The 23000-nt window shown below is 67.7% G+C and carries 19 protein-coding genes; 10 read left to right on the forward strand and 9 right to left on the reverse strand.

The window, feature by feature from the left end; genetic code table 11:
• The first annotated feature begins 12 nt into the window (after positions 1–12).
• Genes ACWDU4_RS12285 through ACWDU4_RS12300 form a run of 4 tightly spaced genes read left to right on the forward strand, consistent with a single transcriptional unit; the run spans position 13 to position 4703 of the window.
• Complete coding sequence (locus tag ACWDU4_RS12285; RefSeq protein WP_450114182.1) at positions 13–2298, forward strand: glycerol-3-phosphate 1-O-acyltransferase; 2286 nt, start codon at positions 13–15, stop codon at positions 2296–2298.
• Positions 2295–3728 carry an HAD-IB family hydrolase gene (locus ACWDU4_RS12290; protein WP_450114183.1) on the forward strand — a complete coding sequence of 478 codons (1434 nt, stop codon included), beginning with the start codon at positions 2295–2297 and terminating at the stop codon, positions 3726–3728. The genes ACWDU4_RS12285 and ACWDU4_RS12290 overlap by 4 nt, the downstream gene beginning before the upstream one ends.
• Entirely contained in the window at positions 3725–4342 is a 618-nt protein-coding gene (locus ACWDU4_RS12295) for a DUF4232 domain-containing protein (protein WP_450114184.1), read from the forward strand. Before ACWDU4_RS12290 ends, ACWDU4_RS12295 begins: the two co-directional genes overlap by 4 nt.
• A 10-nt stretch (positions 4343–4352) precedes the next feature.
• Complete coding sequence (locus tag ACWDU4_RS12300; protein WP_450114185.1) at positions 4353–4703, forward strand: iron chaperone; 351 nt, start codon at positions 4353–4355, stop codon at positions 4701–4703.
• A gap of 234 nt (positions 4704–4937) precedes the next feature.
• Here ACWDU4_RS12300 and pip read toward each other — a convergent pair whose 3' ends face one another.
• The 3 genes from pip to ACWDU4_RS12315 all read right to left on the reverse strand — a co-directional run bounded on the left by pip (position 4938) and on the right by ACWDU4_RS12315 (position 9423).
• The gene (gene pip, locus ACWDU4_RS12305) at positions 4938–5948 is read right to left on the reverse strand and encodes a prolyl aminopeptidase (RefSeq protein WP_450114186.1); all 1011 of its coding nucleotides are present in this window, start codon (positions 5946–5948) and stop codon (positions 4938–4940) included.
• A 381-nt stretch (positions 5949–6329) separates the two neighbouring features.
• On the reverse strand, positions 6330–7565 hold the full coding sequence (gene thrS, locus ACWDU4_RS12310) for a threonine--tRNA ligase (RefSeq protein ID WP_450114187.1): 1236 nt from the start codon (positions 7563–7565) through the stop codon (positions 6330–6332).
• A 319-nt stretch (positions 7566–7884) separates the two neighbouring features.
• Complete coding sequence (locus ACWDU4_RS12315) at positions 7885–9423, reverse strand: DUF222 domain-containing protein (protein ID WP_450114188.1); 1539 nt, start codon at positions 9421–9423, stop codon at positions 7885–7887.
• A gap of 368 nt (positions 9424–9791) precedes the next feature.
• On the opposite strand from ACWDU4_RS12315, the gene ACWDU4_RS12320 reads away from it, so the two are divergent.
• Both ACWDU4_RS12320 and ACWDU4_RS12325 read left to right on the forward strand, forming a co-directional pair.
• Entirely contained in the window at positions 9792–10106 is a 315-nt protein-coding gene (locus tag ACWDU4_RS12320; protein WP_450114189.1) for a hypothetical protein, read from the forward strand.
• Between the two features lie 226 nt (positions 10107–10332).
• Positions 10333–11184 carry a PHP domain-containing protein gene (locus ACWDU4_RS12325; protein WP_450114190.1) on the forward strand — a complete coding sequence of 284 codons (852 nt, stop codon included), beginning with the start codon at positions 10333–10335 and terminating at the stop codon, positions 11182–11184.
• A 374-nt stretch (positions 11185–11558) separates the two neighbouring features.
• Here the strand turns inward: ACWDU4_RS12325 and ACWDU4_RS12330 are convergent, their stop codons facing one another.
• Positions 11559–12305 carry a DUF429 domain-containing protein gene (locus tag ACWDU4_RS12330; RefSeq protein WP_450114191.1) on the reverse strand — a complete coding sequence of 249 codons (747 nt, stop codon included), beginning with the start codon at positions 12303–12305 and terminating at the stop codon, positions 11559–11561.
• 61 nt (positions 12306–12366) lie between these two features.
• Here ACWDU4_RS12330 and ACWDU4_RS12335 point away from each other — a divergent pair, with 61 nt between their 5' ends.
• Positions 12367–13761, forward strand: a complete 1395-nt coding sequence (locus tag ACWDU4_RS12335; protein WP_450114192.1) for an FAD-binding oxidoreductase — start codon at positions 12367–12369, stop codon at positions 13759–13761.
• A 3-nt stretch (positions 13762–13764) separates the two neighbouring features.
• Here ACWDU4_RS12335 and ACWDU4_RS12340 read toward each other — a convergent pair whose 3' ends face one another.
• The 5 genes from ACWDU4_RS12340 to ACWDU4_RS12360 form a co-directional block, all read right to left on the reverse strand.
• Positions 13765–15234: a hypothetical protein gene (locus ACWDU4_RS12340; RefSeq protein WP_450114193.1), complete on the reverse strand. Its 1470-nt coding sequence runs from the start codon at positions 15232–15234 to the stop codon at positions 13765–13767.
• A gap of 151 nt (positions 15235–15385) precedes the next feature.
• Complete coding sequence (locus ACWDU4_RS12345; protein ID WP_450114194.1) at positions 15386–15775, reverse strand: hypothetical protein; 390 nt, start codon at positions 15773–15775, stop codon at positions 15386–15388.
• 18 nt (positions 15776–15793) lie between these two features.
• Positions 15794–16339 (reverse strand): DUF3558 domain-containing protein, encoded by a 546-nt coding sequence (locus tag ACWDU4_RS12350; protein WP_450114195.1) that lies wholly within the window; start codon positions 16337–16339, stop codon positions 15794–15796.
• On the reverse strand, positions 16339–16716 hold the full coding sequence (locus ACWDU4_RS12355) for a hypothetical protein (RefSeq protein WP_450114196.1): 378 nt from the start codon (positions 16714–16716) through the stop codon (positions 16339–16341). The genes ACWDU4_RS12350 and ACWDU4_RS12355 overlap by 1 nt, the downstream gene beginning before the upstream one ends.
• 7 nt (positions 16717–16723) lie before the next feature.
• Complete coding sequence (locus tag ACWDU4_RS12360; protein WP_450114197.1) at positions 16724–17248, reverse strand: DUF3558 domain-containing protein; 525 nt, start codon at positions 17246–17248, stop codon at positions 16724–16726.
• A 166-nt stretch (positions 17249–17414) separates the two neighbouring features.
• On the opposite strand from ACWDU4_RS12360, the gene ACWDU4_RS12365 reads away from it, so the two are divergent.
• From ACWDU4_RS12365 to ACWDU4_RS12375, 3 genes are all read left to right on the forward strand, one after another.
• Positions 17415–18485, forward strand: a complete 1071-nt coding sequence (locus tag ACWDU4_RS12365; RefSeq protein WP_450114198.1) for a TY-Chap domain-containing protein — start codon at positions 17415–17417, stop codon at positions 18483–18485.
• A 34-nt stretch (positions 18486–18519) separates the two neighbouring features.
• Positions 18520–19458, forward strand: coding sequence for a GTP pyrophosphokinase (locus tag ACWDU4_RS12370; RefSeq protein ID WP_450114199.1), 939 nt, complete (start codon positions 18520–18522; stop codon positions 19456–19458).
• A 136-nt stretch (positions 19459–19594) separates the two neighbouring features.
• On the forward strand, positions 19595–22825 hold the full coding sequence (locus ACWDU4_RS12375) for a DEAD/DEAH box helicase (protein ID WP_450114200.1): 3231 nt from the start codon (positions 19595–19597) through the stop codon (positions 22823–22825).
• Positions 22826–23000: the final 175 nt, after the last annotated feature.

Consider the following 23000-nt stretch of genomic DNA (forward strand, 5'->3'; position numbering starts at 1 on the left):
GGGAGTGTCACGATGACGGCGAACACGGCACGGCCCCGGGTGTACCTGACCGAGGCGATGACCGAGACCGAGTCGGGGGTGCTGCACACCTGGCTCGGTGAGCGGATGAGCACCTCCTCCGTGCCTGCGAGCGCGGTGACGATCACCGATCAGACCCTCGCCGAACTGACGACGCGGGAGGACGACCCGCTGCTGACGCCGGTGCGGGTGGTGTGGCTCCCCCGCGACCCGCACGAGCCGGGATCGACACGACTGCGCGAGGCTCTGTCGCCGCGGGATCCGCTGCACCCCGGCCGGGGTGCGCAACGTCGGGTGCTACGCACGGACCCGTCCCGCTGCCGGGTGATCGAGGGCGAACCGGCGCCGCTCAGCGACCTCGAACGCCGTCTCTCCGAGGGCGGTGGCGGGTCGTTGCCGGAGTTCATCCGCCGCCAGGCCGCCCTCGCCCTCGAACGCGCGGAGCGCACCCTGCTCGGCGACCAGTACAAGGTGTCCCGGTTCGTCGTCGACGAGATCACCGACAGCCGGCGCTATCGCGACGGCATCCGAAATCTGGCTTCGGACCTGCGTACCGATGTCACCCAGGTGGACGAGCAGGCCCGTGAGGCACTGGACGAACTTGTCGCCACGCAGAGCCGACGGGCGATCGCGGTGTGGGATCGCCTGGGGCGCTATTTCTCCCGCGCGTACCGGCTCGACGTCGACGCCGCCCGGTTCGACGAGTTGCGCGAACTGAACCGCAGGCACTCGCTGGTGTTCCTGCCCAGCCACCGCTCGTATCTCGACCCGCTGGTGCTGCGGCCTGCGTTGCTGGCCAACGATCTTCCGCTCAACCACGTGATGGGCGGCCTGAACATCAACTTCTGGCCGATCGGCCCGATCAGCAAGCGCAGCGGCACCGTGTTCATCCGCCGCAAGTTCGGCGACGACGAGATCTACAAGTGGACGTTGCGCGAGTACATGCGCTATCTGGTGACCAAGCGGTTCAACCTCGAGTGGTACATCGAGGGTGGCCGCACCCGCACAGGGAAGCTGCGGCCGCCGCGGTTCGGTCTGCTGACGTACCTGGCGCAGGCGTTCCACAGCTCCGTCGCCTCCGACGTGTACCTGGTGCCGGTGTCGATCACGTACGACCAGTTGTACGAGGTGAAGGCGATGGCCGCCGAGGCGCACGGCGAGGTCAAGCAGAAGGAGGGACTGCGCTGGTTGGTCGGATACGTGCGCGCGCAGGGCAACCGGCGTGGAGTCGCGCACGTGACGATCGGCCGGCCGTTGTCGCTGGCACAGGCGCTCGCCCAGGATCCCGACCAGCGCCTGGCTATCCAGAAGACGGCCTTCGAGGTGTGCCACCGGATCAACGAGGTCACTCCGGTCACCGCGTCGTCGCTGGTGATGCTCGCGTTCCTCGGCATCGAGGACCGCGCGCTCACGGTCAATGAGCTCGAGTTCATCCTCACCCCGCTGATCGAGTACATCCTGGTGCGCAAGCTGCCGACCGCAGGCGACGTCGACCTGACCAACCCGCAGGTGATCCGCACGGCACTGCAGACGCATCTGGACTCGGGAGTGCTACGCCGCTTCGACAAGGGCGACGAACGCGTCTACTACCTCGGTTCCGACCAGCATCTCGTCGCGGCGTTCTACCGCAACAACAGCATTCATTTCCTGATCGTGAGGGCGATCGCCGAACTGGTTCTCGAAGCGGCGGTCGAGGAGCGGTTCACCGACCCGGTAGCGGACGGATGGGCGGAGGCGCAGCGGATCCGGGACCTGCTCAAGTTCGAGTTCTTCTTCTCGGACAAGGACACCTTCCGGCAGCAGCTGCGGGACGAGCTGCAACTGATCTGCCCCGGATGGGAGGACCTGCTGAAGGACCCTCACCAGGTGGAAACCATTCTCGGCGCGGTGCGGCCATACCTCGCGCACCGAGTGCTGCAGCCGTTCCTTGAGTCCTACGAGGTGGTCGCCGACCGGTTGATTCTCGCCCCGGTCTCACCCACCTTCAACGAGAAGTCGTTCGTGACGGACTGTCTCGCGATCGCCAAGCAGCGCCGGTTGCGACAGCAGATCTCGAGCAGTGAATCCATCTCGGGTGAACTGTTCGGCACCGCGCTGGCCCTGGCGCGCAACCGCGGTCTGGTGGAGGCCGACGACGGCGACGTCGCGCAGCGCCGGGCACGGTTCGCCGCGGAGATCGGGGTCCTGGTCCGCCGGGTGCGACGCATCCGCGATCTTGCCCACGACCGCCTCGACAGCCTCGCCGAACCGGTCATCGAACAGAAGGGCCCAGAGCAGTGAACGCCCTCGACGCGCTGTACCGGTCCATCGCGGAGGCGCCGCCGGGACCCGGCACCCTCGCCGCGTTCGACCTCGACGGCACCCTGATCGCCGGGTACTCGGCGACGGTCGTGTACCGGAACCGGTTGCGCACCCTCGACATCAGCGTCGGCGAACTGCTGAGGACGACCGGCGCGGTGATAGACACCCAGTTCCGCGGCGCCGATGTCGGCGGGCTGATGGACATCGCCGTGCGGGCGCTCGCCGGGCGCCAGGACGACGAGCTGCGCGAGTGGGGTCTGCGCCTGTTCCGCCAGGAGATCGCGGGCATGATCTACCGCGACGCACGCGCCATCCTCGCCGCACACCGCCGGGCGGGGCACACGGTGGTGATGGCGACATCCGCGACGCCCTATCAGGCCCAGTTCGTCGCCGACGACCTCGACATCACCGACGTGCTCTGCACACAGCCGGAGGTCCGCGACGGCATGCTCACCGGGAAGCTCGCGACCCCGCCGCTGTGGGGCGCAGAGAAGGCGAAAGCCCTCGCCGCGTATGCGACCGAGCGTGGCGCGGATCTGGCCGACGCGTTCGCGTACTCCAATGGCGCCGAGGACGTTCCGATGCTCGAGTCGGTGGGGTATCCGGTGGCACTGAACCCGGACGGCGAACTGACCAAGCAGGCGCGCAGACGCGGATGGCCCGTGGTTACCCTGCCGAAACCGCAGCGGGGCGCCACCCCGCTGTCGACCGCGCGGACGGCGACCGCGATCGGCGCGCTGATGACCACGGCGGCAGCCGGGGTGGGTGCGGGATTGCTCACCCGGAACCGGCAGACGGCCGCGAACCTGGTGGGCTCGGTGGGTCCGGACGTCGCGTTGGCGATCTGCGGGATCACCGTCGATGTGCAGGGCCGGGAGAACGCGTGGCGCCAGCGACCGGCGGTGTTCATGTTCAATCACCAGAGTTCTCTCGACGTCCTAGTGCTCGGCAACGTGATTCGCCGCGACGTGACCGGGGTCGCGAAGCAGGAGGCCTCGCACGATCCCCGGTTCGTCCCGGTCGGTGCGTTGCTGGACGTGGCGTACATCGACCGGTCGAACACCGTGAAGGCGAAGGCCGCGCTGGCGCCGGCGGTCGAGAAGCTGCAGTCGGGGACGTCGCTGGCGATCGCACCGGAGGGCACCCGGTCCCCGACCCCGAAGCTCGGCCGGTTCAAGAAGGGCGGGTTCCACCTGGCGTTGCAGGGTCAGGTGCCGATCGTCCCGATTGTCATCCACGACACCGGCGAGCTGATGTGGCGCAATTCGCTTGTCGCGCACCCGGGCACGGTACACGTCGATGTGCTGGAACCGGTGCCGACGGACGACTGGACCGTCGAGACGTTGGACAAGCACGTGCAGGAGGTGCGCGAACTGTTCGAGGCGTGCCTGCACCGGGGGCCGCAGTGACGCGAACGCTCCGGACGTGGCACGTGCTGGTGACGGTGGGCGCTGCGGCGATGCTCGCGGCGTGCGGTTCCCCCGGTGCCCCCGACTCGCCGACCACGGTGTCGCCGCCGGCCGCGACGACGGCAGGGCCGACTACCGGGGGCGCCGCGTCCGGAGGCACCACATCCGGAGACACCGCGGCTGCGGTGGCCGACCAGGACCGGTGCACCACCCAGGAACTGTCGGTGAACGAGGGCCGGGTGGAAGGTTCGGCGGGATCGGTGACGATTCCGCTGGTGTTCACCAACACCGGGAGCCGCACCTGCACCCTGTACGGGTTCCCGGGGGTCTCGTACGTCGACGGTGCGGACGGCGTCGAGATCGGAGCTGCCGCGACCCGGGCCGGCGGCAGTGGCGAACCGGTCGTCCTGGCACCGGGCGGACGCGCGACTGCCACGGTCCGGGCGGTCCAGGTGCTGAACTATCCGGCGGAGCAGTGCAACCCGACACCGGTCGCGGGTCTGCGGGTGTACCCGCCGAACGACACCGCAACCCTCTTCGTGTCCCGCGCGGGCACCGGCTGCGCGCAGCACGGGGTGGACCAACTCGAGGTGACCGCGGTCGACGGTCGATGAAAGGATCATCATGGCAGTCGATTTCGAGTCCGTGGACGCCTATCTGGAAACGTTCTCCGGGGAGACGCGCGCCGTCCTGGACAAGGTGCGGACCACCCTTCACGACGCGATTCCCGGCACAGGCGAGAAGATCAGCTACCAGATTCCCACCCTCACGCTCGACGGCAAGAATGTCGTGCATTTCGCCGGGTGGGCGAAGCACGTCAGCGTGTATCCCCTGCCCGCGGGCGACGAGCAGTTCACCGCGGACCTCGCGCCCTACCGGTCCGGGCCGGGCACCGCGAAGTTCCCGCTGAACAAGCCGATCCCGTACGAGCTGATCGGACGCATCGCGTCCTTCCTCGTCGCCGAGCGGGCGTGACGGTGGCACGTGGGCCCTGGCCCGCACGACGGATCCATCGGCCGGGCGCGCTCGATCCGTGCGCCGTCCACTCGACGACAACTCCCGGTCGGAGGCTTCCCCGCCTCTCCCCATCTCCTCCGCGCATGTGGGACAGCGCTCCCGACAGTGCGTGCCCGGTCAACACTGCGGACCTCGGGTTCCGCTGCGTCGATGGGCTGAATTCTCCAGCAGGTTGACGGCGGTCGTGGGCGGTCAGCCCAGAGGGTCCGCCCTCACGCATTCGGCTCGATCTGGATCGGCTTGGTGTGTCGTGGCCGTCTCGGCGAATGAGTTGATCGCTTCGACGAGCCGGCCGGTGAAGCTGCCGCCGCCGTGGCCCGCATCCTCGATGACAACGAGGCGGCTGCCTTCCCACCGGCGTGAGAGTTCCCACGCGGTGTCGAGCGGACCGGAGATGTCGTATCGACCGTGAACGAGAATCGCTGGGATTCCCGCGAGGCGATTCATGCCGTCGAGCAGTTGGTTTTCGGCTAGGAAGTGGTCGTTGCCCCAGTAGTGGGTGACCAGGCGCGCGAACACCATCCGGAACGTGGGGTCCCGGTATCTGCGGGAGGGCGCCCATCCGGGAACGAGCGAGACGTGGGTGTCTTCCCACTCGCACCAACGTAGTGCCGCGTTCTCACGGACAGCGGTATCGGGGTGTGCGAGTAGGCGTGCGTACGCCGACGCCAGGTTTCCGTCGCGCTCCGCTTCCGGCACCGGTTCGACGAACCGCTCCCACTCGCGTGGAAATATGCGCCGCATGTCGCGGGTGATCCACTCGACTTCCATGCGGCGACCGGATGTGATTGCACCCAAAGCCATCCCGACAACCCGGTCGGGGTGCGCTTGCGCGTAGGCCAAGCCGAGACACACGCCCCAGGACACACCAGCCACGACCCATCTTTCGATTCCGAGGTGTTCGCGAAGGCGCTCGATGTCGGCGATGAGGTGGTCGGTCGTATTTGCGGAAAGGTCGGTCGCCGGATCATCAGCGCGGGGCGTGCTGCGCCCGCAACCACGCTGATCGAACAACACAGCGCGGAATACGCTCGGGTCGAAGTACCGACGCATGCCCAAGGTGCAACCCGACCCCGGGCCTCCGTGGAGATACACGACAGGAAGGCCCGTCGGGGTACCGATGGCCTCCCAGTACACAGTGTTTCCGTCAGATACCGCGAGATGGCCCGAGTCGTACGGTTCGATCACTGGAAACAGATCCATTCGGGTGAGTCTGTCACGGCCACACCCACCCCATCGAGAGACCGGCAAGCATTGGTCCTCAATTAGCGAAAGATCCTGCGGTCTCGGATGAATCGGGCGAGTGCGGCTCGGGTAGCTGTCGCGACGACCCCGTGTCCGACGACAGCAACGTTCAGCTGGGTGCATGCGGCCATGACGCTGGTGACACCGGTCGGGTCGTTGACGGCCGGTCCCCGGCGGCAGTGAGCTGCCGTCTCGCGATCGAACGCCATGCGACCCTGGCCGGAGGTGCTGGATTCGAGGGTTCCGGGCGTCTTCGATGATGCCGGTGGATGCACGCGAGCGTGTGGGGTTCTTCTCGGCGTACTCGCTCGGCACACCGCCGAGCGAGTACGCGACATTTCAAAGGGACCAGTCGAGGGCTGTTCGGCGGTTGCGGTAGGCGTCATCCATCAGCTCGAGAAGACGTTCCGGCGTGACCTCGGTGCGGATGCCGCTGGCGATGTCGGTGATCTGAACACTGTTCCGTGCGATTTCGGTCGGACCGATGGCCGCGATGAGGTGGTCTCGCGTCTTGCGAGCGTTTCGAACGCGCGCTCCCAATGACCCGTCGTGGTCGACTCGGCTGCGAAGTCCTAGGTGGCGAGCCCTTTCGGCGAGTGTGCGCGCTGCTCCGTCCTGGTCGGGACTTACGGGCAGGACTGTGATGTGGATCGGAGAGAGCCAGAACGGGAGGCGACCTGCATAGCGTTCGAGTAGTGCTGCAGTGACGCGCTCCATCGACCCCACCGTCCCTCGATGGATCATGACGGGGCGGTGTTCGCCGCCATCTGCGCCGACATAAGTGAGACCGAATCGTTGGGGCTGATTGAAGTCGAGTTGCACGGTGGCAATGGTTTCCTCGCGGCCGCGTCCGTCCTGAACTTGCAGATCGAACTTGGGGCCGTAGAACGCGGCTTCACCCGGGGCTTCGACCAATTTCAGTCCGCGCTCGGCGAGGACGGACTGCCCGGCGGTGCGAAGGTTCTCCTGGGCGTGCTCCCACTGTGCGACGGTGCCGAGCCATGTCGAGGAGTTGTCTCTCGTCGACAGTCGGACGTAATCGACGGGAAGCCCCAAGATTTCCTGAGCACGCAGTGCTGCACGCAGCCCAAGTTCAGCTTCGTGCAGGACCTGGTCCGGTCTGCAGAAGACGTGAGTGTCGTCGAGGTTGATCTGCCGGACGCGACTCAAACCAGAGACAACACCGGAACGTTCGGCCCGGAACATGGAGGCGAGTTCGTTGAATCTGAGAGGCAGTTCACGATATGAGCGTTGAGTCGATGCGTAGATCAACGCGTGATGAGGACAGTTCGCTGGCCGCAGCATCAACTCGTCGTCGCCCATGCGCATGGCGGGGAACATGTCCTGGCTGAACTTGCTCAGATGACCGGAACGCTCGTACAGTGCCCGCTTCCCGAGCACCGGCGAGAACACACCGAGGCAGCCATCGGCTGATGCGAGTTCCTTGGCCAGCTTCTGCAACTCCTCCCGAATTACGGCCCCGGCGGGGAGCCACATCGGAAGACCGGAACCGGCAAGCGGATTGGTGGCGAATATGTCCATGTCGAGATTGAGATCTCGGTGGTCGGCGACCATAGGTGTCTGCTCCTGTTGGTTTGTACCGGAACAGGCGGGGAAAGGACGAAGCCCCGGAAACTGTTCCGGGGCTTGAGATGTCTGAGGGAGGTCAGTCCATCGCGAAGGCGCCGGAAGTGTCCGGCGTCGTCGTGGAGATGCGGCGGCCCTGCATGGGGCAGGAGTCTACCTGATGGGCGCACGGTTGCGCGTTCAGTTACAACGTCATGACCCGCAACAGCCAGGCACGGCTATCGATATGTGCACGTTTCAGCGAGCGGGCACGCAGGGACCCGGCAGGGTGGTGACCAGCATTTGCTGCGAATGACACACTGCGGTGTCACGGGCCGCCGTCGCCCGGCTCTCGCGTTCCACGCGCTCTGCCGTGGCTCGCGTTCGCTCCCTTGCGGTTACGGCTGCCATCGAAGGTGGGATCCCACTTCGTCCGCCATTCATGCAGTTCTCGTTCGTCGCGGGCACGGATCGTGCCATGCAGGATCCCGAACAACTCGTCCAGGTGATGGCGATGATTGATCCGCGGCGTGCGGGTGGAGTCGATGTGCGCCGGCGGCGTCCACTCCGTTCGACCGGCATGCGCCGAACCATCAGGGACGACCGTGGTTTTCCAGCCGCCGGGCCCGTCGTGGATCAGGGCGTGACAACTGTCGCACGCCAGATCCAGGCCGGCGATGTCGGTGCGGCCACCCTTGTCCCACTCACGAATGTGATGGACCGCGGTCATCGACGCCGGCGCTTCACACCCGGGTCTGGTGCAGCCCTTCGATGCCGCAATGAGCGCGAGGCGTTGGTCCGGAGAGGCGAGGCGTTTCGTTCGACCGAGATTCAAGGGCCTGCCGTTGTGGTCGAACACGACGAGTATCGGATGGGCCCGCTCGGCCAGACGCAGCGCGTCCGCGATCGGAACGATCCCACCAGATGCCGTCGTCACCACACCCGAGGCATCCTCCAACTGGGACAGAGTCATGGTGATAATCGCCGTCACCGGCAAGCCCCGATGCGAACCCAGGACCCCAGAGCCCAACAGGTACCGCAGCCCGACCTTGAGCGCATCATGGTTACGCTGCGCCGTCGTACGAGTGTCCCGGGCCGCGGCCTTCGCCAACGCGTCTCGATCGACGGCAGCGGATTCGCAGTCCCCCGACGGCGATTCCGGATCATCCGGGTTGTTCATCCCCGGCCGCGCCATCTTCGCCAACAACGGCTCCAACAGCGCTCGCGCCTCCGGATCCAGCAGGCCGGCCACCGGAGTCATGAGATCAGCCCGCTGCCTGCCGATCCGCAGCCCGCGCTGCCGCCGCCGATCCGACTCGGAGAAATCACCGTCCGGGTTCAGATACGCCAACAGATCCAGTCCGGCGTTGATCACGTACTTCGGATCGGCATGCCGCGCCAACAGCGCCAGGATCGACTCCGCCGTCTCCCGCTGAGCGTTGTCGACGTGGGCGGGAATCTGCCGCATGATCTCTCGCACCGCCTCCACATGCTTGAGCCCGATCGCGCCCTCCCGCAAGGCTTTCGCCGTGTGGGGATGGTCCGCGGGCAGATCCTCACCACGAAAGTCGTGCCACGTGCCGGTCCGCTTCGCCGACCGCAACCGTGACTGTGCCTGCGCCTCCGAGATCCGCACCGTCTTCACCAGGAACTCGACTGGCGACTTCAGATCGAACACCCCGTGCAACGACCGCTCCACGGATTCGACGACCACTTGCTGGTCGACCGCCACCAGCTTCCGCATCGAGCACTCGAGGCGCTGCAACACCTCCACCACGTCATCGTTCGACAGCCCGCCGAGCCGATCCGAAAGCAGGGCATCGACGGCAGCATCCAGGGCGGTCAGGTGCTCGTCCACCAGCGTCATTCCCGCCGCTGCCGCATGACCCATCCCCGTCACCCCCGTCGCATCCTCAGTCACCCCTACCTCGAATGTTTGTTCGAATTCTACTACCAGCCGCCGACAAGTTTCGGAGAATTGGGATCTCAGGGTGAGTCGTGGCCCACCCACCGCTCGCACCATCTACACCGGGTGGCCACCCACCCTCACCGCAGTCGCCGATCCGTCAGCGGCGCGCGCCGCCAGCGCCTGAAGGTGGGACAGAAATCGGACGTCGTGAGATCTTGAGATCGTCAAACAGGACAAGCCCGAGTGAACATCCGGTCTCGCTGGTCGCCGAACGTCGACCTTCTCCTTCAGTCGGAGTGGACAAACTCATCGGTATGCTCGCGGACATGGGTGGGGACCTGGCACTTCTGCTCGTTACGGTCGGACCGCTGATGGTGTTCGGGTGGGCAGCTCTCCGGGCGAAGCACCGTGGGCTCGGAGGGTCGTTCGTCGGGCCGTTTCAGGAAATGTTTGATCCCGGTGGGGCGCGCGCACAGATCGTCATCGAGGAGATGGCGGAACTGCCGGATCCTTCGGATTCCGGCGATCCGGATAACGACGACAATGTGCCCTATGTCGTGGTGTATGACACCGTTCGGCTGTACATCAGTCCTGGCAAGAATCGACGGCGCGAAGGTGGCGGGACCACCGGCCGTGCCTGAGTGAGCGCCCACCTGGAAGCCCCGGCAATACCGACCCTGACGCTCTCACATTTCTTGAAGACCCCTGCCAGCCTGAACCTCTGTCCTCGACCGCGACCCGTCCAACTCAATGATCCCTCAAACAGGACACGCCCTGTATGTCGCGGCAAGCGTCTATCCATGAAGATGAACCGGCCAAGGACTCCGGGAGATCCGCGAACGAGTTCACACATGCAAGCATCGAGCCATGCCCCTGCCTGCAGACAGCCACGTCCACAGCGAATGGTCCTGGGACACCGGCGGCCCGACTTCGTTCGCCGCCGGCCGGATGGAGCTGATGTGTGAACGTGCCGTCGCGATCGGCCTCCCAGCAGTGGTCTTCACCGAACACCTCGACTTCGACGATGCGTGGCGCACCACACCCGACGACCTCATGTCCCACCAACAAGCGATGCTCGATCCCGACGGGTACCTGCGGCCACCACCGCTGGAAGTGGCCGGCTACCTCGCGAGCATCGATCGATGCCGTCATCGGTTCCCTGACCTGACAATCCTCGCCGGAGTCGAGTTCGGCCAACCCCACCTGTTCGGGCATCAGGCATCGATGCTGGTCGACCTGTCAACCCTCGATCGGATTAACGGGTCCCTTCACACCCTGAAGGTCGGTGACGACCGCTACGAGCCCAACACCCTCTTCCGCATGTGGCCTGCCGACGAGGTGATGTGGGCGTACCTCGAGGAGATCCCCCGGATGGTCGCTGGATCCGATCAGTTCGAGGTGTTCTGTCACATCGACTACGCGGTCCGTGCGTGGCCGAGTGTCACGGAAGGCCCGTTCGATCCCCGACGCTTCGAGGAGGGATTTCGAGCGGCGATGCGATCACTCGCCAACAGTGGGCGCGCTCTGGAGATGAATACTCGCAGGTTGTGGCCGTGGATACCTCAGTGGTGGACCGAGGAAGGCGGACGTGGGGTCACTTTCGGTAGCGATGCGCACGTGCCGGAGGCTCTTGCCGAGAACTTCCCCGAAGCTGCAACGATGGTGGAGCACTTCGGGTTCCGGCCCGGACGGCGCCCAGAAGACATCTGGACCCTATAGCGAGATCCGTCCGTCTCAACCATCCTCCTGCAGGACGGATTTCCGGCACTCGGCTCGATACTCGACGGCACGACTCGAGGAGATCCCCGGATGAATCCAGACTCTCGGGCGATCCGCACCGTCTCCGCCAGTCAGAGGGAGCACCACGTCGGTGGTGGTGTCGGGGCCGAAGGCGCCGTCAGAAAGTTCGGCGGCCGCACCGAGTTCGAGCCGGGGTCGAAGAGGCCACTCTGACTGATGTGCTTGTCCACGCCCCGGCCGTACGCTCCGAGGCCGACCATCACCCCGATCACGGTGAACGCAGTCGGTAGGTTGTCAGTCCAGGCACTCGTCTCAGATGTCCACGCCAGAGGCAGCGCGCGGTTCGAATCGCATCAGCCCGACACGAGGTCGCCGAGATCCCCTGTCGGGAAGTGGATCCACCCCTCACGCTCGGCGACGTCCCGCTCCGCCGGGTCGGGTCGTGCGGTCAGCCCGAGTGCCGCGGCCCGCGCGATCACGGCCGCGATGACGGCATCGAACGCGTCGTCCGACACGACGCAAAGCCCGCGATGCACGCCGAGGTCGAACCCCGGCACATCCTCCTCGAATCTCCGCACCAGCGTGGCCAGCCCTGGCGCGTTCACCATTCCCTTGTATCCGCGAAACGGCAGGCCCCAGCGCTTCAGGGCCGCCGCGGGGTACACCTCGACCACCGTTCCGTCGACGCGACCGACGTCGTGACCCGCGTCCCCGAGGTCGGCGAGCAGTCCGGCGCAGCGCATCGCCACGTGCGCGATCAGGTCCGCCGAGACGCTCAGCGGGACCAGACCCGTCGCGGCGTGCACCACCCGATCCGTGTGGCGGCGCACCAGCGGTAGCCGCCCCGGCCTGGTGTCGAGGCCCAGGTTTCGGACGTGATCGCGCCGATGGTGTGCGGCGATGAAATCGACGAAGGCGTCCGGCCATCCGAACGGGGCGTCGATGCCGATGCGCTCCGCACCCGCCGCGGCCGCGACGATGTCGGCGTCGGCGGCGCCGAGCCTCAAGTCGACCAGACGGGCCGAGCCAGCGCGCCAGTCCACCGTCGCGACCGCCGTCTTGCCCGGCTCGGCCGCGAGATCGACCCCCACTGTTCGCATTGGTGCACCGTACGTCGCGCGCCTCGTGGTCGCGTGGCGCCGACGGGCGAATGATGGGGGCATGACCGCCGATCTCACCGCGCTCGCCGCCGAACTGCCCGACGGCGCCCTGCTCACCGACCCCGACATCGTCGCCGGGTACCGCCACGACTGGGCCGCCGACCCCAACGCGGGCACCCCGCTCGCCGTGGTCCGCGCGACCCGCACCGAAGACGTGCAGGCGGTGTTGCGCTGGGCGAGCGCACACCGGGTTCCGGTGGTGCCGCGCGGCGCGGGGTCCGGGCTGTCGGGCGGCTCGTCGGCGGTGGACGGCGGGATCGTGCTGTCCACCGAGAAGATGCGCGCGATCGACGTCGATCCGGTGACGCGGACCGCGGTCGTGCAGCCAGGACTGTTGAACGCTGAGGTGAAGAAAGCCGTCGCCGAGCACGGGCTCTGGTATCCGCCGGATCCGTCGTCGTTCGAGATCTGTTCGATCGGCGGCAATGCCGCCACCAACGCGGGCGGCCTGTGCTGCGTCAAGTACGGCGTCACCACCGACTACGTCCTCGGATTACAGGTGGTGCTGGCGGACGGCACCGCGGTCCGGCTCGGCGGTCCGCGCCTGAAGGATGTCGCGGGTCTGTCGCTGACGAAGCTGTTCGTGGGTAGCGAGGGCACGCTCGGCGTGATCACGGAGATCACCCTGAAACTGATTCCCGCGCAGCCGCCCGCCTCGACGATGGTCGCGTCGTTCACCACGGTCGACGCGGCCGCGGAGGCGGTGCTGGCGATCACCCGGACGATGCGGCCGGCGATGCTCGAGTTCATGGACCAGGCGTCGATCAACGCGGTCGAGGACTCGCTGCGCATGGGTTTGGACCGGGACGCCCGCGCGCTGCTGCTGGCGCAGTCCGACGCGCCCGGCGCGGCGGCGGAGCAGGAGATCGCGGCGATGGTCGCGGCGTGCGAATCCTGCGGCGCCACCGAGGTGTTCGCCACCGACGACCCCGCCGAGGGCGAGGCGTTCACCGCGGCGCGGCGGGCGGTGTTCCCCGCGGTGCAGGCATTGGGGACGCTGTTGCTCGAGGACGTCGGGGTGCCGATGCAGGCGCTGCCGACGCTGATCTCCGGGGTCGAGCAGATCGCCGCCGACTGCGGGGTGCGCATCTGCGTGGTCGCGCACGCCGGCGACGGCAACACCCATCCGCTGATCGTCTTCGACAAGGACGACGCCGACGAGACGCAACGGGCGCACCGCGCGTTCGGTGCGGTCATGGACCTGGCGATCGGGTTGGGCGGCACCATCACCGGCGAACACGGCGTCGGCCGGCTCAAGCGGGACTGGCTGCCGAATCAGCTCGGCCCGGACGTGATGGAGTTGACCCGCCGGATCAAGACCGCGCTCGATCCGGACGGGATCCTCAACCCCGGCGCCATCCTGGCGGACGTGCCGGCGCCCCCGGCGCAGCGGTAACTGTCAGGCCCCGAGCACGGGCGGCGCGACCAGCGGCAGGTTGCGGACCAGGTCGTTGCCGTTGTCGACGTTGACCAGGTAGCCGGGAGTGGCGTGTTCGGTGTCGTCGTCACCGCGACCTCGCGCGCCGGCGGGCATCATGCCCGCGCCCGGCATCCCGGGCCGGCCCGCCGCGCCCGCGGCGGCGGCCGGGGCGGCGGCGCTTCCCGCCGCGGCGGCTCCTCCGGGGACGCCGACCATGCCGGTGCCGCCACCGAACGATCCACCACCCGCCCCCGAACCGGCCCCACCGGAGCCGACGCCTCCCCCACCGACGCCGCCCGACCCGACACCTGCGTGGGCGCCGCCCGATCCCGCCCCAGCGGCCCCTGGTGTTCCCGTTCCGGCGCCGTACCCACCGGATCCGGGCACCGCACCGTCCACACCGGCCCCTGCGGGCCGCGTCCACACCGACGACGGATCCGTTTGTGCGAAAGCAGAATCCGCATCTTGAACGCCTGCGAAGGAGTCGGCGTTGCCGGGATTCGAGGCGGATTCGGCGTACGGATCGGATGCGGCGGCATCCGCGGTCTCAGCGCCAGTGCCGGGCGTCGTACCTCCGGCGGGTGCGAACGTTTCCCCGGCGTCGGCTGCACCGGGAGTGCCATAGCCGGTATTGCCGTAACCGGCGGAACCTGTCGTGTCGGTGACGTCCCCGCCGGGGTTGCCGGTGGCGGCCCCGTCGGTGACGCTCGTCGGTGATGGCAGCGTCGGCACCTGGGTGTCCGCCTGCCGCATGACGGGGCTGTAGACGGTCTTCATGATCTGCACGGCCTGTTCGCGGGCCTCGTTGCGCTCGTGCAGGAGACCCTTGATCATGGCGGCTTCGGGGCTGACGAAGTTGAACACCTTCTCCGCCAGCGACGTGTGCTCGGGCGGCGGCACCGTCGCCTTCACCTGCGTGATCCCCGTCGCCGCCTCGGCCACCTTGGAACCGACGAGGCTCCCGGCGGCCGCCAGCTGGTCGGACGCCTTCACGTAGGCATCGGTCGCCTTGGCCGCGCTGGCCGCGGCGACGCCTTCCCAGCCGGCCCCGATCTCATTGAGTATCGCGGACTTGAATCCGTCGAGGCCTTCGGCGAGCGCGGACCCGATCGCGGTCCACCCCTGCGCGCTCGCGCTGACGGCTGCGGGATCCATCCGGTCCACCGACGCCATGATCTGCTCGTGGGACATCGAGTCGAAACTCTCCTCGACGAACTGCTGAGCGTCCCAACCGCCGGCGAACCTGCTCCGCAGATCGGCCTGCTCGCCGTAGATACCCTCACGCTGCTCGTTGCCCAACGCCTGCGCATCACCCACCCGGCTGCGCTCGGCGAGGTCGAACCCGGTGGATAGTTCGATCACCGAGTTGCCGACATTCAGTGCCGCGTCCCCGAGCCCGTCGGCGATGCTCCCCAACTTCTCCGCGACCTCGTCAAGGCTGATGCCCATCCCGATCCCCCCATGTCATCTCGAAAGTTCAGCCATCCCGACCGTTCAGTCACCCCGGCAGTTCAGCCATCTCGGCAGTTCAGCCATCCCGGCAGTTCAGCCATCCCGGCAGTTCAGCCATCCCGGCAGTTCAGTCATCTCGGCAGTTCAGTCATCTCGGCCAGTCCAAGCCGGAACCCACACTCGTGATCCCCTGCACCGCAGAGTCTTCCGCGGCGCCGTACATCGCCTCGATCTTCTCGAACACCTGCTGCATCCGCTGCACTTCCACAATGTGATCGGCCAGCGCCTGATCCATCGAATACGCCCCACCCGACGCCTTGAGCCCGAACTTCGCCGCCAACGCGATGCCGGACGGGAACGTCCCCATGCCCTCCACTGTCGCGAGTTGGCGAGTCTTGGCCCTCAGCACTTCAAGGTCGGCCACAAACTCGGCGCAACGCATCGCACAACGTCCGGCAGTACCCGCCTCGAGGTAGAGATCCCCTGCATCGACACGGTTGCCGAGTTCTGCCCAACTCATCTCGGGGTACTCAGGCATTTCCACTCCCACCAAAGGTCATTCCGGAATCACCGAACTGATAGTGCGCATCGCCCGTTCCGCAACCTCACAGGACTCCTGTGCATCACGAGCGGGCGTCAATACATGGAATCCAATCGAAACCAGAACCGCTCCCGCCGCAGACGGAACCGCGACGTCGCATCCTTCCCGTTTCTCATCTGCCACCTCACGAAAACCCACACCTCCCCGTCCGTTCACGTCCACATCCACGAACTCTTCGTAGCGCTCATTCGCTCGAAAATCGTCGACTGCGTAGGTGGTCGCGAACACGCTCAGTGAGTATCTGTCTCCCTGCCACCCGCAGATGTTCCATCGCGGCTGCTTTACCCCGAGGATGTCCCGATCCTCGGTCGCCGGATCAACCCCGATCTGCCGCAGCGCATCATCCGGAATGTCGTCACACGGACTGAACACCGGCTCCCCCACCACCGCCCCCTCGGCACCCGCCTGCCCCGCCACCGACTCCGAACCACATCCCACGACGGACACCACAGCAACCACGCCTGCCAGCGTCGCCGCGAACCGCACCCCAGTCCTGCTCATCAGAACCCGGCACCCGCACTCACGATCCCCTGCACCGCAGACTCTTCCGCGGCGCCATACATCGCCTCGATCTTCTCGAACACCTGCTGCATCCGCTGCACCTCCGCAATGTGATCGGCCAGCGCCTGATCCATCGAATACGCCCCACCCGACGCCTTGAGCCCGAATTTCTCCGCCAGCGCGATGCCGGATGGGAATGTCCCCATCCCGCTGACCTTGCTCATGTACCGGACCGACTTCTGTATGTCTTTCAAAACCGCCTCGAACTCACGGCAGTGCTGCGCGCATCGTGCCGCTGCACCCGGCTTGAGGTAAAGCACTCCCGATTCGACGGCAGTCGCCAGCTCGCCCCACGACTCTTCACCAAGCTCGATCATGTTTTGCCTACTCCGGTATGTACGAATCGAGTTGATTGGCGGTTCGGACTGCGATCGCACACGGGTCCTCGACAATCGGGTCCACGCCGGCGAACATGATCGTCACCAACGCGACCCCGCCGCTAGCGTCGACCGCGACGTCGCATTGCCTGCGGTCCCTGTCGGCGACCTCTCGGTATGACAGCGCAGAGCGCTCACCGACGGTCACCTGCACGAACTCTTCGTTGCGTGTGTTCGCGCGAATGTCATCCATCGTCTTCGTGGTACCGAAGACTCCAACGAAATAGCCGGGCCCGTCCCAGCTGCAAATCTTGAAGCCGGGTTGCTTCACCCCGAGAATCTCCGGCGACTCGGTGGCCGGGTCAACGCCAACACCGCGCAGCGCCTCGTCCGGAATGTCGTCGCACGGGCTGAAGGCCGGCTCCCCTGCCGCCGCCCCTTCGGCCCCGGCCTGTCCCGACACCGATCCGGACCCACAACCTGCGACGACCAGCGCCGCGCACGCCATCCCCACTGCAACGCCGACGCGCATGCCACCCCCTACTGTCGCCCGGCTCACCCTGGTTTGGACGCACCGGCTCCGCCGTCGGTTCCACCTCCGACGAATCTTCGCTCGAACACCCCGTCCGGCTCCCAGCTTGTGGGCCTTCTGCGCGCTAGCGTGGAGTCGACAGGCGACACGACGGATTGGGGGGAGTATGTCCGACTTCGAGGACTTCGACGCCGGCGTGGATCGTGCCTGGTCCGAGCACCAACAGCGGCTAGCGGACGTGATCGCGGCGATGCGGGAGGACGACCTGCTGGCGCTGGAGTTGGGCGAGGAGTCCAGCGTCGACGGGTTCGTGCCGTGTGTGCAGTTCCTGGCCTGGGGTGACGGGCAGATCCGCTGCGAGGTGCCGTCGAACGACTACCTCGATCCGCGGTACCAGCTGTCGGAGGAGGACGAGGCCCGGCTGGTCGAGCTCGGCTGGCAGCGTCCCACCCGAACCCCGGACGACGAACCCGACGCCGGGTCTCCCGCGTTCTTCGTCGACAAGCCCTCGAACTGGGCGGATCAGCTGGCGGCGATGGCGGTCGCGGCGTTCCGCGAGGTGTGGTCGGTGCCGCACCCGACGTTCCTGCGGATCGACGCGTCGGAGGCGAGCACGCACGACACCCTGGCGCCGACGGAAGACGAGGGCGACGACGGGTACAGCCTGGACCTGCAGCGGGCGGTGACGCCCCGCGACGACGCGCACCTGCACGACCTGGTGGCGTCGACCCTGTCGGAGCTGTTCGACGAGCCGAGCGGCGTGGACGACACCGGCGACGAGGACGACGACTTCATGCTGGCGATCGGGCCGCTGGTCGGGTTCGTCGGTCCGCATCTCGACGGCGGCGAGGTGCAGGTGCGGATGCCGCTGCTGCGCGACATCAGCGACCGGACGCGGGCCAGTGAACTGCTCAGCGACCTGAACCGGCGCTGGCCGCACCTGAAGTTCACCCTGGTCGCGGACCGGGTGGACGTGTGGGCGGCGGTGCTCGCCAACCCGTACGTGCCGCAGCACCTGGTCGACACGCTGCAGCAGTTGTTCGCGTTCGTGCGGACCATCGATCCGCGTTTCGCGTCCCGGTTCGGTGGGCATCTCGACGGGTTGGCCGACGACGATCCCGACGTCGTCGAGGTGGAACGCGGCGAGTTGCTGCCGCCCCCGTCGTCGGCGCCGCGGCGCCAGCTGGAGTTGTTCACCGATCCCGGCGAGCAGACGCTGTTCGACGACCCGAGCTGAGCCGCGGGCGCGATCGGGTCGTATTCGAGTGGTCATGCGGAGATCGAAGAGGGCGGACGCCGTCGAGACGCTGGTCGACAGGCTGTACGACCAGCGCGAACGCGCGTGGGCGGCGGCGCTGGTGACGACGCAGACGTTCCTCGACACCTTGGCCGATTCGGTTCTCGAGGGTCAGGATCGGGACCGGTTGAATGCCGAGTCGGCGCGCATCAAGGATCGGGCGCGCACGGTCGACAAGATTCTCCGCAAGGTGGCGTCGGGGCAGATCACCCGACCCACCACGCCGGAGGGGGTCGCCGAGGCGATCCACGATCTGCTTGGCGTCAAGGTGCTCTGCAAGACCCCGAGGGACCTGACGGCGTTCACGGAGAAACTGCAGCGGGCGTGCGTGTCTCCGACGTGTTCGGTGCGGTTCGCGCATCCGCCCACCGACTACGTGGCCGACCCCAAGGACAGCGGGTATCGCGCCTTCCACGCGGTGCTGCTCGTCAACGTCGCCACCCACGAGGGCGATCTGCCCGTCAAGGTCGAGGTGCAGGTCAAGACGCGGCTGCAGGACGCGTGGGGTGAGCTGACCCACGAGGACATGTACAAGCCGGGCAAGGCCCTCAAGCCGAACGAGTTCCACCGCGACGTGGCGCGGCGGATGGCCGAACTGCTCGACAACGTCGACACGATGGCGGACCTGCTGGCGGCGGAACTCGACCGGCAGACCGCGCCCGAGAACGACATCGGTCCCGGGCCCGACGCGTCGACGGTGTACGCGCGGGTCACCCGGACCGGCCGGCGGTACGCGCTCGCGATCGCGCCGGACGGGCGGCAGGGTCTGATTCCGGCGCGCTCGGTGCGGGCGGCGCTCGGGTCCAGCACCCGGATCAACGTCGACGATCATCTGCATGTCGGGGACACCGTGGACGTGCGGATCGAGGAGACCGACTCCGCGCTGTACTTCCACCCGGCGGCGCTGGGGTGAGTGCAACGGCCCGGCCGCGCAGCGGAGCCCCTACCAGCGGCGGGGCGCAGCACCCCGGCCGCCGGGAACGCTCCGTGCCCTCGCCCGTCCGTCGGCGCCGACCCGTGTCCCGAGGCCGCCCCGGTACCGTCGACTCATGAGCTCCGATGCCCATTCCGCGTACACCCTCGCCTCGTTGGCCCGGGTGGTGGGGCAGGCGGCGTTCGAGCGCGGCTCCCGGTACGCGCGGTCGGGGGCGGTCGCGGGCATCGACTGGCATGCGGACGACCTGATGGCCGTCGGGACGGTCGAGGGCACCGAGTCGTACCAGGCGATCGCCCATTTCCAGCAGTTCGGGGAGGAGCTGGAGTTCACGTTCGGGCGGTGCTCGTGTCCGGTGCGGATGAACTGCAAGCACGTGGTGGCGTTGACGGTGGTGCTGGTCGAGTCGGCGGCCTCGGACGCGGTGACGGCGCCGCCGAATTGGGAGTCGGTCCTCGACGCGGCGCTGCCTGCCGACACCGAGCCGACCGCCTCGATGCCGTTGGGTGTGCAGTTGTCGCTGCTGCGCGGGCCGCGGTCGGATCGGTGGGGGCTCAGCGCTCGGCTGGTCCGTCCCGGCAAGACCGGCTGGGTGAACGGCAACATGACGTGGTCGAGCCTCGGGCACCAGCCGGGAGCCGACCCGCGGCACCTGCTGCTGCTCTCGGAGCTGTGGTCGACGTACCAGGTGGGCCGGCGCGGCTACTACGGGTACGGCAACGACAAGGACATCGACCTCACGTCGGTCACTCCGGCGCGCCTGTGGTCCCTGCTCGACGAGATACGCGGCGCGGGAATCGAATTCCTCTACGCCCGCAAGGGCATGGGCGCGGTGCCGCGGCCGTCGGAGGCGGAGCTGGTCGTCGATCTGGACCGCACCGACGGCGGTCTGGAGCTCACCCCGACGGTGCACGCGACGGACTCGGAGCGGCCGGTGGTCGTGCTGGGGTTCTTCGGGTCGGACCCGCACGGCGTGCTGTACCTGCGGCCCGAGGACGCCGGCGACGTGGACCCGGACCGGTGGCCGTTCCGGATGGCCAGGCTCTCCGGTGATGCGCCGCGCGCGATGCAGGACCTGCTGATCGGGAACGGGTCGGTGACGGTGCCGCCGCAGGACGCGGATCGCTTCGCCGCCGAGTATTACCCGCGGCTGCAGCGCGCGGCGACGATCCGCTCCGCCGGGGACGGGTTCACCCCACCGACGGTGGAGGGCCCGGACCTGGTGCTCGAGGTCACCTACTCCCCCGATCACCGCGCCGACCTGGCCTGGTCGCTGCGCTACCGCATCGACCGGGCCGAGCGGTTGTTCCCGCTCGACGGCACGGTCCGGGCCGCGTACCGGGACGCCGACCGCGAGCACGCCCTGTTCGCCGGCCTCGACGCGCCGCTGGAGGACTACGGCCTGCGCGGCGGTCCGGACGGGCGCCCGCACCCGAGGGTGACGCTGCACGGTCTCGACACCGCCCGGCTGACCGGTGAACTGCTGCCGCTGCTGCGCGGCCGCGACGACGTGGAGGTGCGGGTGGTCGGCACGCCCGCCGAGTACCGCGACGCCGGCGAGTCGCTGCAGATCGGTGTCGGCACGGACTCGACCGACGACGGCGACTGGTTCGACCTGTCGATCACCGTCCGTGTCGAGGACCGGCCGGTGCCGTTCAAGGACGTCTTCACCGCGCTCAGCGCCGGCGACTCGCACCTGCTGCTGCCCGACGGTGCGTACCTGTCGCTGGACAAGCCGGAGCTGCAGCGTCTCAAGTCCCTGATCTCCGAGGCCCGCGACCTGCACGACCAGGATCCGAACCGGTTGCGGCTGAGCCGGTTCCAGGCCGGGCTGTGGGAGGAGCTGGCGGCGCTCGGGGTGGTGGAGCGGCAGGCCGCGCGGTGGCGCGAACAGGTGCAGGGGCTGCTGGACCTGACCGAGACCGCCGAACTGGACCCGCCCGCCTCCCTCGGGGCGACGCTGCGGCCGTATCAGCTCGACGGGTTCCGCTGGCTGGCGTTCCTGTGGTCGAACCGGCTCGGCGGCATCCTCGCCGACGACATGGGCCTCGGCAAGACGGTGCAGTCACTGGCGCTGATCTGCCATGCGCGGCAGGAGAATCCGGCGGACCACCCGGTGCTGATCGTGGCCCCGACGTCGGTGGTCCCGAACTGGGCGTCGGAGGCGGCCCGGTTCGCGCCGCACCTGCGGGTGGTCGCGATGTCGGAGACGGCGATGAAACGCGGTGCGGCGCTGGCGGAGTCGATCGACGGCGCGGACGTCGTCGTGACCTCGTACACCCTGGCCCGCCTCGACGCCGACGAGTACCAGGCGCTGCCGTGGTCGATGCTGCTGCTCGACGAGGCGCAGTTCGTCAAGAACCATCGTTCCAAGGCGTATCAGGCGATGCGGCAGATCGAGGCGCCGACCAAGGTCGCGATCTCCGGCACCCCGATGGAGAACACCCTGATGGAGCTGTGGTCGCTGCTGTCGATCACAGCGCCGGGGCTGTTCCCCAACCCGACGAGGTTCCAGGAGTTCTACCGCACCCCGATCGAGAAGAACGGTGACGCCGACCTTCTCGCGCAGCTGCGCCGCCGGATCCGGCCGTTGATGTTGCGCCGCACCAAGGAGCAGGTCGCCGCGGACCTGCCCGCCAAGCAGGAGCAGGTGCTCGAGGTGGAACTCTCGCCGCGGCACCGCCAGCTCTACGACACCCGCCTGCAGCGGGAGCGGCAGAAGATCCTCGGCCTGGTCGAGGACCTCGACTCCAACCGGTTCACGATCCTGCGGTCGCTGACCGTGCTGCGCCAGCTGAGTCTGGACCCGGCGCTGGTGGACGACGGGCACGGTGCGGTCGGGTCGGCGAAGGTGGACGCGCTGCTCGAGCAGCTCGAGGACGTCGTCGCCGGCGGGCACCGGGCGCTGGTGTTCAGCCAGTTCACCAGTTTCCTGGACCGGGTGCGCCAGCGGCTGGACGCCGAGGGAATCGGCCACGCCTACCTGGACGGCAGCACCCGCGGCCGCGCGAAGGTGCTCGACGACTTCAAGAACGGGGACGACCCGGTGTTCCTGATCAGCCTGAAGGCGGGCGGGTTCGGGCTCAACCTCACCGAGGCGGACTACTGCTTCCTGATGGACCCGTGGTGGAACCCGGCGACCGAGGCGCAGGCCGTGGACCGCACGCACCGGATCGGGCAGACCCGCAACGTGATGGTGTACCGGCTGATCGCGAAGGACACCATCGAGGAGAAGGTGATGGCGCTCAAGGCCCGCAAGTCGGAACTGTTCTCCTCCGTCGTCGACGACGGCGGCGCGTTCACCACCGGCCTTACCGCGGACGACATCCGCGAGCTGCTGGCCTGACCGACCCCGAAACCTGGCGTCCCCACCCGGACGATCAACCTGTTAGCATGCCCTTAGTTCCCGGGCACCCCGCGCGAGAACACCCCGAAAGCCTTGCCGCTCACCGTATTCACGGTGAGCGGTAGCTCTTCATGCGAAGGAGAACATCATGGGATCGGTCACGGACCTCCTGGAG

It is taken from the genome of Rhodococcus sp. NPDC003348, from assembly GCF_053589375.1.